This is a genomic window from Streptomyces sp. NBC_00271, assembly GCF_036178845.1.
Classification (GTDB): Bacteria; Actinomycetota; Actinomycetes; order Streptomycetales; family Streptomycetaceae; genus Streptomyces.
Genome location: NZ_CP108070.1, coordinates 11,282,767 through 11,294,154, shown reverse-complemented (window position 1 = coordinate 11,294,154; position 11,388 = coordinate 11,282,767). Strand labels below are relative to the sequence as shown.

At 69.6% G+C, this 11,388-nt stretch carries 10 protein-coding genes, 2 pseudogenes and 1 riboswitch; of the genes and pseudogenes, 6 read left to right on the top strand and 6 right to left on the bottom strand.

The window, feature by feature from the left end:
• Window positions 1–5 precede the first annotated feature (5 nt).
• Window positions 6–1,528 (bottom strand): annotated as a pseudogene (locus tag OG798_RS51570) (CoA-acylating methylmalonate-semialdehyde dehydrogenase).
• 369 nt (window positions 1,529–1,897) lie between these two features.
• Window positions 1,898–2,071: riboswitch (cobalamin riboswitch) on the bottom strand.
• Between the two features lie 174 nt (window positions 2,072–2,245).
• Window positions 2,246–2,527, bottom strand: a pseudogene (locus tag OG798_RS51565) (cobalt ABC transporter ATP-binding protein); the annotation flags it as partial.
• Between the two features lie 418 nt (window positions 2,528–2,945).
• On the opposite strand from OG798_RS51565, the gene OG798_RS51560 reads away from it, so the two are divergent.
• Window positions 2,946–3,965, top strand: a complete 1,020-nt coding sequence (locus OG798_RS51560; protein ID WP_095850219.1) for a GlxA family transcriptional regulator — start codon at window positions 2,946–2,948, stop codon at window positions 3,963–3,965.
• Window positions 3,966–4,212: 247 nt separating this feature from the next.
• Entirely contained in the window at window positions 4,213–4,830 is a 618-nt protein-coding gene (locus OG798_RS51555) for a TOPRIM nucleotidyl transferase/hydrolase domain-containing protein (protein WP_328759734.1), read from the top strand.
• A gap of 113 nt (window positions 4,831–4,943) precedes the next feature.
• On the opposite strand, the gene OG798_RS51550 is transcribed toward OG798_RS51555, so the two are convergent.
• Window positions 4,944–5,882: an AraC family transcriptional regulator gene (locus OG798_RS51550; RefSeq protein WP_328759733.1), complete on the bottom strand. Its 939-nt coding sequence runs from the start codon at window positions 5,880–5,882 to the stop codon at window positions 4,944–4,946.
• A gap of 112 nt (window positions 5,883–5,994) precedes the next feature.
• On the opposite strand from OG798_RS51550, the gene OG798_RS51545 reads away from it, so the two are divergent.
• Complete coding sequence (locus OG798_RS51545) at window positions 5,995–6,849, top strand: NmrA family NAD(P)-binding protein (protein WP_328759731.1); 855 nt, start codon at window positions 5,995–5,997, stop codon at window positions 6,847–6,849.
• Complete coding sequence (locus OG798_RS51540) at window positions 6,846–7,316, top strand: nuclear transport factor 2 family protein (RefSeq protein WP_328759729.1); 471 nt, start codon at window positions 6,846–6,848, stop codon at window positions 7,314–7,316. The genes OG798_RS51545 and OG798_RS51540 overlap by 4 nt, the downstream gene beginning before the upstream one ends.
• Before the next feature lie 178 nt (window positions 7,317–7,494).
• On the opposite strand, the gene OG798_RS51535 is transcribed toward OG798_RS51540, so the two are convergent.
• Window positions 7,495–8,100, bottom strand: a complete 606-nt coding sequence (locus OG798_RS51535; RefSeq protein WP_328759727.1) for a TetR/AcrR family transcriptional regulator — start codon at window positions 8,098–8,100, stop codon at window positions 7,495–7,497.
• 104 nt (window positions 8,101–8,204) lie between these two features.
• On the opposite strand from OG798_RS51535, the gene OG798_RS51530 reads away from it, so the two are divergent.
• Window positions 8,205–8,699 carry a DUF4345 domain-containing protein gene (locus OG798_RS51530; protein ID WP_095850225.1) on the top strand — a complete coding sequence of 165 codons (495 nt, stop codon included), beginning with the start codon at window positions 8,205–8,207 and terminating at the stop codon, window positions 8,697–8,699.
• A gap of 99 nt (window positions 8,700–8,798) precedes the next feature.
• On the opposite strand, the gene OG798_RS51525 is transcribed toward OG798_RS51530, so the two are convergent.
• Complete coding sequence (locus OG798_RS51525; protein ID WP_095850226.1) at window positions 8,799–9,170, bottom strand: VOC family protein; 372 nt, start codon at window positions 9,168–9,170, stop codon at window positions 8,799–8,801.
• An 832-nt stretch (window positions 9,171–10,002) separates the two neighbouring features.
• Here OG798_RS51525 and OG798_RS51520 point away from each other — a divergent pair.
• Complete coding sequence (locus tag OG798_RS51520) at window positions 10,003–10,920, top strand: NADP-dependent oxidoreductase (RefSeq protein ID WP_328759724.1); 918 nt, start codon at window positions 10,003–10,005, stop codon at window positions 10,918–10,920.
• 147 nt (window positions 10,921–11,067) lie between these two features.
• Here the strand turns inward: OG798_RS51520 and OG798_RS56895 are convergent, their stop codons facing one another.
• On the bottom strand, window positions 11,068–11,274 hold the full coding sequence (locus OG798_RS56895) for a hypothetical protein (RefSeq protein WP_413253624.1): 207 nt from the start codon (window positions 11,272–11,274) through the stop codon (window positions 11,068–11,070).
• Between the last annotated feature and the right edge of the window lie 114 nt (window positions 11,275–11,388).

The window sequence follows — 11,388 nt, the reverse complement described above, 5'->3', positions numbered from 1 at the left end:
CGCGCTCAGCCCATCGTCGGGATGGTGAAGCTCGCGCCTTCCCGAAGCCCGAGGGCCAGCGCGAGGTGACGGTCTTCGTACGGGTGTAGAAGCGGATCGCGTCCGGACCGTGCTGGTTGAGGTCGCCGAAGCCGGAACGCTTCCAACCGCCGAAGGTGTGGTAGGCGACCGGGACGGGGATCGGCACGTTCACGCCGACCATGCCGGTGTTCACCCGGCGGGTGAAGTCGCGGGCGGTGTCGCCGTCCCGGGTGAAGATCGCGACACCGCTTCCGTAGACGTGCTCGCTGGGCAGCCGCAGGGCCTCCTCGTAGTCCGCGGCGCGGACCACGGACAGGACCGGCCCGAAGATCTCCTCCTGGTGGATGCGCATCGCGGGGGTGACCCGGTCGAACAGGGAGGCACCAGTGAAGAAGCCGTTCTCGTGCCCGGGCAGGACGAAGTCCCGTCCGTCGACGACGAGTTCCGCGCCCTCCTCGACACCGAGGTCGACGTAGCGGCGAACCCGGTCGACGGCGTCCCGTCCGACCAGCGGGCCGAAGTCCGCCTCGGGGTCGTCACTGCGGCCGATCCGCAGCGAGCAGATGCGCTCCTTCAGACGGGCGACCAGAGCGTCGGCGGTGTCCTCGCCGACCGGGATGGCGACGGAGATCGCCATACAGCGCTCCCCCGCCGAGCCGTACCCGGCGCCGATCAGGGCGTCCACGGCCTGGTCGAGGTCGGCGTCCGGCATCACGATCATGTGGTTCTTGGCGCCGCCGAAGCACTGGGCGCGCTTGCCGTGGGCCGCGGCGGTGGCGTAGACGTACGCGGCGATCGGGGTGGAGCCGACGAAGCCGAGCGCGCCGACGCGGGGGTCTTCGAGGAGGGTGTCGACGCTCTCCTTGCCGCCGTGGACGACGTTCAGGACGCCCGGCGGCAGGCCCGCCTCCAGGAAGAGTTCGGCGAGCCGCAGCGGTACGGACGGGTCGCGCTCGGAGGACTTGAGGATGAAGGCGTTGCCGCAGGCCAGCGCGGGAGCCGCCTTCCACAGGGGGATCATCGCGGGGAAGTTGAACGGGGTGATGCCGGCCACCACACCGATCGGGGCGCGCACGGAGTGGACGTCGATGCCGGTGCCGGCGTTGTCGGTGAACTCCCCCTTCAGCAGATGCGGGATCCCGGCGGCGAACTCCACCACTTCCAGGCCGCGTTGGACGTCGCCGTGTGCGTCGGCGACCGTCTTGCCGTGCTCGGAGGAGAGCAGCCGGGCCAGCGCGTCCCGCTCGCCCTCGACGAGTTGGAGGAAGCGGAGGAGGACGCGGGCACGGCGTTGCGGATTCCACTCGCCCCACTCGCGCTGCGCCGTCGCGGCGTCGGTGATCGCCGCCTCGGTCTCAGCGCGGTCGGCGAGCGGGACATGGGCCTGCACCTCGCCCGTGTTGGGGTCGTAGACGTCGCCGTAGGACCCCGATGTTCCCGGAGTGTGCTTGCCGCCGATGAAATGGCTCAACTCACGCACGGTGGCGCGGTCGTGTTCACGGACCATGGGTGCCTGCTCTCGTCAGGTGGGATCCCGGGGATGGCGCGCCGACCAACGGCACACACGGGCAGGGCCTTGTGCGTGCGGGGGTCGCGCGAGACGGCATGGGGCAGAGAAGGGTCGTTCAGACCGCGCGGATCGCGTCAGCGCGTGCCCGAGCCGCGGGACGCACGGGACTCGACGTCCGTACCGCGGGACGCGTGACGGTCCGCACCTGCCCGGCAGGGCGCGTGACGGTCCGTACCCGTCCGGCAGGACGCGTGACGGTCCCTACCTGCACGGCAGGACGCGCGGCAGTCGATGCCCGTCGGGCCGGATCACCAGGGTCGTGGGTGCACACTGATGCCATGCGTGTCTGCTCCATCCTCGTGGACAACACGGAACAAAACCGCGGCCGGTATCCTGACTCCCGGATCAGCGCGCGCCGTCCGCCTTCCCGACATCTCGCTCGTCAGTGGCGTCCTGCTCGACGACGTACTCCCCGGTCACAGTGGCGGGACCGTGCCGGATTCACACCGGCTTCCCTGCACCGCGGGCATTCCTCACGAGCATATAGTTGGACGTCCTAGTAAATCCACCCCGACACGCCCTCGGATGAGTCGGCCGAGCTCAACGACCGCGGGAATCGGACAGTTTCGGGCCGGCGAAGCGGACCGGGGCCTGGAATCTGGCGCGGCGGGCGGCGCGGCGGAAGGTGGTCAGCACCGTCGAGGACCACGACCCGATCCGATCCGCGGCCCGGGCGGCGAACTCGGCGTCGTGCGGGGAGATGACGACGGTCCGCCCCTGTGCCGCGAGTGCGTCGACGATGCGGACCAGCTCCGTCTTCGCCCGGTAGTCGAGCCCGCGGGTCGGCTCGGCCAGGAGCAGCGCGCGGGGCGCCGCGGAGAGTTGGATCGCGAGTACCAGGGCGCGTTTCCGCCCCTCGGACAGACCGCATGGATGGCTCGCGTGACGCGCTGCGCCATACGCGGTGAGGCCGAGGACAGCGCGAGCCATGGCTCCGTCCTTCGAACACACGGTGGTAGAGCGCCGTGAACGTCACAGCGATAGAGCGCGCCGAGCACGGCGGCTGAAAGGCTGTGCCTCCCAGCAGGGAGCAAACCGGTCGTGGCTTCGGTGGGGGTCACTGGCACATGATGAGCACAGGGAAATCCGACGACTGGGCGGACCGGGGTCGGATACGGCCCTTGGACCGGGCCCGTGCAGCCCGCGGCACCTGTCAGGACACGCCCTGCCGCATTCCCCAGGGCACGCAATGATGCGCACCTGGCAAGCGGGGTCGACTACGTCGGCGCCTGGGCCGTCTGCCAAGCTCTCGCCCCGATCCCGAGGCAATGCGGCGGCGGCATGCCAGCAGGCACGCCATCACCAACACCCTGTCGATCCAGTGTCCGCACCGCGCACAGCCCGGAGGCATCCGATGAACCACAAGCGCCCGGCAATGGATCCGCTCATCGTGACCGTGCTGGTCTTTCCGGGTGTGCGGCTGCTCGATGTGACCGGCCCCATCGAGGTGTTCACGACGGCGAACGAGTTCGGCGGGCGTTATCGGGTGCAGATCGCGTCCGAGGACGGGGCGGAGGTCATCACCTCCGCCGGGATCCGCCTCAGCGCCGACCTGTCCGCAGACGACGTACAAGAACCGTGCGACGTATTGGTGATCCCGGGCGGCCCGGAATGGGAGACGCTGATCAAGGACGACACTCTTCTGGATTCGGTCCGGCAACTGAACGACAAGAGCCGCTGCACGGCATCGGTGTGCACAGGGGCGTTCCTGCTGGCCGCAGCCGGACTTCTCAACGGCCGCCGCGCCGCGACGCACTGGCGACACTCACGGCAACTGGCCTCTCGCTTCCCGGCCGTGCGGGTCCAGCCGGACGCCATCTTCGTACGGGACGGGCAGATGATGACTTCGGCGGGTGTCAGCGCCGGTATCGACCTGTCCCTGGCGCTGGTCGAAGACCACTTCGGTGCGGAGGTCGCCCGGTCGGTCGCCAAGGACATGGTCGTCTTCATGCAACGGCCGGGCGGCCAGTCCCAGTTCAGCGTCCGCTCCCGAGCGCCGCACACCCGCCAGGAGATGCTCCGCCGGGTCCTGGACACCGTCGCCGAGAACCCCGGGGCCAACCACACACTCACAGCCATGGCCCGCAGAGCAGGCGTCAGCGTCCGGCACGTGACCCGGCTCTTCGACGAAGAGGTGGGAACCACTCCAGGCCGCTACGTCGAGCAGGTCAGACTGGAAGCCGCCCAGGCGCTGCTGGAGACAGGTGACGACTCCCTGCCGGTAGTGGCACGGCGCACCGGGTTCGGCTCACCCGAGTCGCTCCGCAGAGCGTTTGTACGACACCTGGGCGTGACACCTGGCGCATTCCGGACCAGCTTCCGCACGACCGGCGTGGGCACGAAGGATCCAGCACCCGCAGCGGTGTCCCCGTAGCCAAGCCACAACAGGGCACAACCAGCCGACGACGGCGAACTGCCGGCTCCCTGAAGCCGGATCAGCCGACGTAGCCCACCGAACCGACGTCGGCACCCCGAGCCTCCGCCGGCTCAGTGCCGCCTGCTCAGTGCCGCAAGCGATGGGGTGGATCACCAGGCCGAGGTCACCAGAATGCCGGGCATGTCGAGCGGGGCCGTCAAATATTCCCGTGCCGTGCCGGTCGAGGGAAGTGCAGACTCGCTTCATGGCGGACATGAACGCATTCCGGGACGCGGTCAGCCGCTGGGCGGCCGGCGGTCCCGGCGGACCGGCGAGTGATCTGGTTGTGCAACTGGGGCTGCGGACGGCGGTGCTGCTGGAAGGACCGAGTGACCTCGCGGCCGTCGAAGCGCTGGCCGCACGGCGTGGCCGCGACCTGGCCGCCGAAGGGGTGTGCGTCATATCGATGGGCGGGGCGATGAGCGTCGGCCACTACGCCGGTCTTCTCGGGCCACCCGGTGTTGGCCTGCACCTGAGGGGACTGTGCGACGAGGGCGAGCAGCGCTTCTACGACCGCGGCCTGAAGCGGGCCCGGGCGCCGCACCGGGGCTTCTTCGTGTGCGTGGCGGATCTGGAGGACGAACTCATCCGCGCGCTGGGCACGGCGCGCGTCGAGGAGATCATCCGGGCCGAGGGCGACCTGCGGGCCTGGCAGACCTTCCTGCACCAGCCCGCACACCACGGTCGGCCCCGGCAGCAGCAGTTGCGGCGCTTCCTCGGCACGAAGAAGGGCCGCAAGATCCGCTACGGGCATCTCCTGGTCGAGAACCTCGACCCCGGACAGGTACCGGCCCCGCTCGACGACCTCTTCACGAGTCTGTGACCGACGCGCGAAAGCGCTGCCAACGGTCATATGAGAACTCATCTCGGCAGGTCGCCCAACGGGGCCTTGGTTCTGGTGCGGGGACGGGCGGGCGGGTGTCAGGCCGACGGGTGTCAGTGGGTGTGGGGATCGTTCCCGGGGCCTGCCTGCGAGCGGAGTGACTCCCGTTGCCGCCAGGTCCCGGGCGGCTCGCCGTGGTGGCGCCGGAAGGCCGCCGCGAACGCGTAGGGCGAGCTGTAGCCGACAGTGCGGGCGATATGTGTCAAGCCGAGTTCGCCGGTGCGCAGGTGGTCGCGGGCGAGAGCCATCCGCCAGTCGGTCAGGTACTGCATGGGGGTCTGGCCGAGGGCGTCGCGGAAGGTCCGTGCGAAGGCCGCGCGGGACAGGCCGCTGATCGCGGCGAGTTCGGGGACCGACCAGGGATGGCCGGCGTTCTCGTGCATGGCCTGCAGTGCGGCGTTCAGCCGGGGATCCGCGGATGCCCGGTACCAGCGGGGTGCGGTCGGGCTGCGGCGGAAGTCATTGCGGATGGCGAGCACCAGAAGAACGTCGAGGAGCCGGTCCAGCACAGTGGGCTGACCGGGCTCGGAGGCGGTCAGCTCGTGCGACAGCAGCGCGATCACCTCTCGCAGCGGGTCGCCGACCGCCGCCGACAGGGTCAGCATCTGCGGCAGTGCCTCCAGCAGCCCGCTGCCGATGTCGCCCGAAAACCGGTAGGCGCCGCAGAGGAAGATCGTCGCCCGCGGGTCCTCGGGGCTCCCGTCGTAGGCGTGCCGGGCTCGGAAGTCCTCCGGTTCGAGGCACTCGGCGCCCGGCTCGTGCCCGATGTGGTGATCGGGGCCACCGCGGACGAGCGTCACCTCCCCCGGCACGAGTTCCACCGCGCTGCCGGGGTCGTCCAGCCACAGCCATCCCCTCCCCCGGACGACGGTGTGCACGGCCAGCTGGATCGAACCGGCCAGCCGCAGCCCCCACGGCGGCTCGGCCACCGTCCGGGCGAAGACGGCGCCGGAGGCGCGTGCCCGTGCAAGGCGATCGTGCAGTACGTCCACGCACATCAGTATCAGCGAGACAACCACATTGGACCAAGGCCTGAGCGTCTGACGTAAAAGAACGAGTCATGCGCGCATTGATTCGCTCGTAGCGCGCTCTCACGATTGATCCATGACTGGATCACCGAAGACCGCACTCGTCCTCGGCGGCACCGGCCGGACCGGCTCGCTCGTGGCGAAGACGCTCGCCGAGCGGGGGCTGAGCGCCCGCACCGCGGCGCGCCACGGCGCCGCCGTGCTGTTCGACTGGGACGACCCGACCACCCACGCCGCAGCCCTCGCCGGAGTCGACCGCCTCTACCTCGTGACACCCGTTCTGCGGGTCACCTATGTCGACCAGGTGGCCGCCTTCCTCGACCTCGCCGAAGCCGCCGGGGTACGCCATGTCACCTACCTCAGCACCTACCGGGCCGACCAGGCGCCGCCGGAGGTCGACGTCAGGGCCGTCGAGGCCGACCTCGCCGCCCGAGCTGCCATCACCCACTCCATCCTGCGCCCCGCCTGGGTGATGCAGAACTTCAGCGACGCCCACGTACCGGTCGTCGACGGGGTGATCACGGTCCCCGCAGGCGGTGGCAGGGAAGCCTTCGTCGACGCGGCCGACATCGCCGCGGTCGCCGTCGAGACGCTGCTCGCCCCCGACGCCCACGCCGGCGCGCAGTACGCGCCCACCGGCCCGCAGGCCCTCACCGTCGACGAAGTCGCCGACACCATCGCCGCCGTGACCGGCCGACCTGTCACGCACCACGACATCGACCCCGACGTATGGATCGACGGAGCGGTCGCTGCCGGACTCGTCCCGGCCGACTACGCGGTGATGCTTCGCTGGCTGACCGGCAGCGTCATCTCCGGCAACGGTTCGACGCCCAACGACGACGTCGAGAAGGTCACCGGGCGCCGCGCGGCCCCCTTCCACGACTTCGCCCGGCGCAGCGTCCACGCCTGGACCTCTCCGATGGCGGGATGACCATGTCCATCGACGACATCTCCGACTTCGCAGCGCTGGATCCGTTCTTCCGGATCATCCGGGAGGGGCTGGCGGGCCTCGTCGACGCTGAGCACTTCTTCGACCTCCTGGCCGAGGACGTGGTCTTCGAGTACGTGATCTCCGTACCCGGCTACCCGCGCCGGGTCCAGGGACGCCGCGCGGTTGCCGACCTGTACCGCGGATACGGCGATGGCATGGTCCTGCACAGCGCGGACGAGCTCGCTGTCCACCGGGATGCCGAGACGTCCGTGGTCGTCCTGGAGTACGCGGTGCACGGAATGGCAGTCCACACCGGGCGTGCCTACGACAACCACTTCGTCTCCGTGATCACCGTCAAGGACCGCAGGGTGACGCATTGGCGGGACTACCTGGACCCCGCCGCTGTCTTCCGCGCCATCGGATGGCCGACGGAGGATCGCCGGCCGAACAGGTGCTGTCGAAACTGAGGCTCTGGTCCACTTGTTGTGGAGCCGTACCGCTCGGTCAAGCCAGGAGACTCGTGTGCGCCGGGGCTTTGGGGCAACAAGTCCCGGACCGTGCTGCGCACCCGTACCGCGCCCAGGTCGGCGACATGGTCACGGACCGCTTTGAACCAGGTCACGCCCCGGCGCGACCCACCGTGAGCTAGGGCCAGTTCGGCACGAGGTGCGCGGGGAGCAGGGGGCGCAGGGCACCGAGGACGGCGCCGACGCAGATGTCGCGGAGCTCGGTGCGGGAGCAGGTCTGCTCGGTGAGCCAGTCGACGACGAGGATCTGGACGAAGACCAACCAGCTCTTCAGGACGGCCGAGACGGTTTGGCGCGCGCTCTCGTCCGCGAGTGGCAGCACGGCGAGCAGGCGGGCGCGGAGCGCGTCCAGCTCGTCGGTCATGATCGTCTGGATGACCGGGTCGCCCGCGAGCACCCGGTTCGCGGCGAGGACGGCGTGGCGGTTGGCGACGAAGTAGTCGAGGTGGATGTCCATCCCCTGGACCAGTTGCCCGACCAGCGAGTCGGCGGGGTCGAGCTTCGTCTCGGCGAGCAGCCGGTCGGCGGCCTGCTGGTAGACCGCTGCGAAGAGCGCGTGCTTGCTCGGGAAGTGACGGTAGAGCAGGGCCCGCGAGACGCCGCCCTGTTGGGCGATGTCGTCCATCAGCACGTCCTCGTAGGGGCGGGCCGCGAACATCCGCGCGCCGACGGCGAGGAGCTGAGCGCGACGGTCGGCGGGGCTGAGGCGCTGGCGGGGAGGCACGCCGAAAGCTTACTTGACACACGTCTACTTACCCGCTCACCCTGATACAGGGCTTAGTAGACACACGTCAACTACGGCGTCGGACCGAGACAGGGTGATGGATCATGGCCAGGACTCTGCGCGTACTCGTACAGGTCATGGGGTGGGCGTGTGTGGCGATCGGGCTGTTCCACGTCGCCCTCGGCAACGCGGCCATCCCGGGCGTAGGTTCTGCCGGGGCGACCGTCGACAGCTGGGGGCGGTTCATGGGGGCGAGCTTCGTCGGCTATGGACTGGCCTGGCTCTGGGCCGCCCGGCAGCGGCCGATCCCGGCGACGGCGGTGCGCGCCCTCTCCGCCGTCTTCCTGCTCGGTGGGCTCGGCCGGCTGATCTCCCTGGCTGTCCACGGCTGGCCCCAGTGGTTCCAGATCGCGCTCACGGTGATCGAGCTCGGCCTTCCGCCTGCCCTGTTCTGGCTCGCCCCGTCCGAGGAGCGTGAGCATGATATGGAGGAAGTCGCCGGCCCAGTGGACGAGTTGGCGGGCTCAGGCGGAGTTCGTCAGGTCCGCCGGAAGGCCGCACCGAAGCCCACCGCAGCACCGCCTGGGTTCAACGGATGACCGGCTGAACGGTTCCGCCTGACCGGGAATCAGCGGGCGGAGTACCGGCGCCGGACGTCTCAGGGTGTGGTTTCGGCGCCTGCCGGCGCGGGCCGATGCTCAGCTCAGGCGGGCTCGCAGGAGGCAGAATTCGTTGCCTTCGGGGTCGACCAGGCAGTGCCAGGACTCCTCGCCGGTCTGGCCGATGTCGGCCGGGCGCGCCCCGAGCTTCAGGAGGCGTTCGAGTTCGGCGTCCTGATCGCGGTCGGTGGCGTTGACGTCGATGTGCAGCGGCAGCTTGCCCGTCTTGGGCTCGGTAGTGGGGCTGAAGACCAGAGTCGGCTGCAATCCGCCGAACCCTTCCCGCGGTCCGATCTCCACCGCGCCGTCGTCGATGTCGAGCACGATGAAGCCCAACACCTCGCACCAGAACGCCGCCAGCCGTTGTGGGTCCCGGCAATCGATCACCAGCTCGGAAATGCGACAGGCCACAATCGGACCCTACAAGGCATCAACCGCATGCAGCCACTCCTTAAACAGCCCAGGGCCGCGAGGCAATGGGCATCCGGGAGCGGCGGGTCGGCTCGGTCCGCGCCCGGGCTTCAATGCCGCTCAGACCTTGATCACTTGGCCGTGGGAACGAACAGGACGCGGGGTTCCAGATCAAGCCGGGTGGGAGGGGCTTGATCGGATGAGGTGAGGTGGAGCCCGCGACCCCTATGTGCCGTATTCACCGTCTCCGACCTCCAGTCCACGTACTTGAAGGCGCACTTCCCGGCGTGTCTGTACGCAGGGTTGCTGGAGTACGACCGGGCATGTGGCCGCGCTGGTTTCCGCACTCGCTGTTTCCCGCGCTGGGCGTGTTTCGTTGTGACGAGATCACGCCGGAGGCCGTGTCCGGCGGTCCAGCCGACCGTGTCGCTCTGGTGCAGAAGAAGTTCGGGGGGCTTCCGACAAGCGTGTCCCTTCGTGACCCTGCACCCCTGCACCCCTGCACCCGGTGCGGGTCGGGTCGGGTCGGGTCGGGTCGAGGGTGCGTTGTCGACGAGGCTGACGGTGGCGCGGAAGTCATCGCTGTCGACCGCGCTGAGGGCGGCGTCCGGCAGGCAGGGGGCAGGTATCGAGGCCGTCGCGGTGCATCCCCGTGCCAGTTGCCAATTGCCAGCAGTGATATGACCGTTCGTCAAATACTTCCTCGGACCGTTGATCCTGGGAAGACAGCTCCGTTCCTGAACCGTTGAATGCGATGGCCCGGTCGATGTGTGGCCGTCCGGGGCGTGAGCGTCCAAGACCTGTCCGAACGAGGAAGAGCGGTGATCACGCGATGAAGGCGGTGCGGTTCAACGAGTACGGCGGGATCGATGTGCTGCGGGTGGAGGAGGTGGACCGGCCTGCACCCGGCCCCGGGCAGGTGCTGGTCGAGGTCCGCGCGGCCGGGATCCAGCCCGGCGAGACGATGATCCGCGAGGGCGCCCGGCATGGACGCTGGCCGGCGACGTTCCCTTCCGGGCAGGGCAGCGATCTGGCCGGCATCGTGGTGGAAGCCGGTCCGCAGGTGCGCGGCGTCGCGGTGGGCGACGAGGTCCTGGGCTTCACCCATCACAGGGCCAGCCACGCGGAGTTCGTCGTGGTCGACGACGTGAATCTGACCTCGCGCCCGGAGGGGCTGTCCTGGGACGTGGCCGGGTCGTTGTACGTGGCCGGCACGACCGCGTACGCCACCCTGTTCGCCGTGGACCCCCAACCGGCCGACACGGTTGTCGTGTCCGGTGCGGCGGGCGGCGTCGGGTCTCTTGCCGTGCAGCTCGCGCAGCGGCGCGGCGCCACGGTGATCGGGCTGGCGAGCGAGCAGAACCATGCCTGGTTGAAGGATCGCGGTGTCATCCCGGTCGAGTACGGGCAGGACGTGGCCGAACGGATCCGGCAGGCTTCCGGCGGGAATGTCGACGCGTTCATCGACACGTTCGGCGACGGCTACGTGGAACTGGCAGTGGAGTTGGGCGTGCCGCCCGAGCGGATCAACACGATCAGCGACTGGCAGGCCGCGGCGAGGGTGGGGGCACGAACCTACGGAGAAGGTGCGGCGGCGTGCGCGGTCGTGCTCGGCGAACTTGCCCGGCTGGCCGCGCGCGGAGAGCTGGAGGTGCCGATCGCCCGCACCTACCCGCTGGAACGGGTGCGAAACGCGTTCCGTGAACTGGAACGACGGCACACCCACGGCAAAATCGTGCTCCGGCCCTAGCCCGGCCGCCACGGCGAGCCACGCGAGGTCGCCACCATCCTGTGCCTGCACCGACCTCGCCACCGCCTGGCTCACGGGCCTGGTCCGCACCGTCGACGGCGGGAAATCACAACTGACCGTTGATCGGCACAGTGCGAGCTTCTTGAACTAGGTCAGGCCTCCGATGGTCGCGTCCCGGTCAGTGACGCGGTCCTTCAACTCGGCGTTCTGGGCCTTCAGACGCTCGATCCGGGCCTCTCTGGGATCTGGAACCTCCCCGACGCCTGTGGTGATCCCGCCCAGCGCGAGCAAGACCGCCGTGCGCGCCGTCACGGTGGTGCGGCGGGCGAGAGCGGCGTACAGAATGCGGCCCACGGTTTGTCCGGCACCGCCCAGCCCGAGCGCCCAGGAGGCCTGAGTGGCGGTGCAGCCGCGCTCGAGCGACAGAGGGCGGCGACGCGTGCGAGTCCGCGGGTGATTGGCCGATGG

Bases quoted from the DNA above. Each gene is read 5' to 3' on its own strand.
- OG798_RS51560 (WP_095850219.1), top strand. From the start codon at position 2,946: ATGAACCACAAGCGCCCGGCAATGGATCCGCTCATCGTGACCGTGCTG.
- OG798_RS51555 (WP_328759734.1), top strand. From the start codon at position 4,213: ATGGCGGACATGAACGCATTCCGGGACGCGGTCAGCCGCTGGGCGGCC.
- OG798_RS51545 (WP_328759731.1), top strand. From the start codon at position 5,995: ATGACTGGATCACCGAAGACCGCACTCGTCCTCGGCGGCACCGGCCGG.
- OG798_RS51540 (WP_328759729.1), top strand. From the start codon at position 6,846: ATGACCATGTCCATCGACGACATCTCCGACTTCGCAGCGCTGGATCCG.
- OG798_RS51530 (WP_095850225.1), top strand. From the start codon at position 8,205: ATGGCCAGGACTCTGCGCGTACTCGTACAGGTCATGGGGTGGGCGTGT.
- OG798_RS51520 (WP_328759724.1), top strand. From the start codon at position 10,003: ATGAAGGCGGTGCGGTTCAACGAGTACGGCGGGATCGATGTGCTGCGG.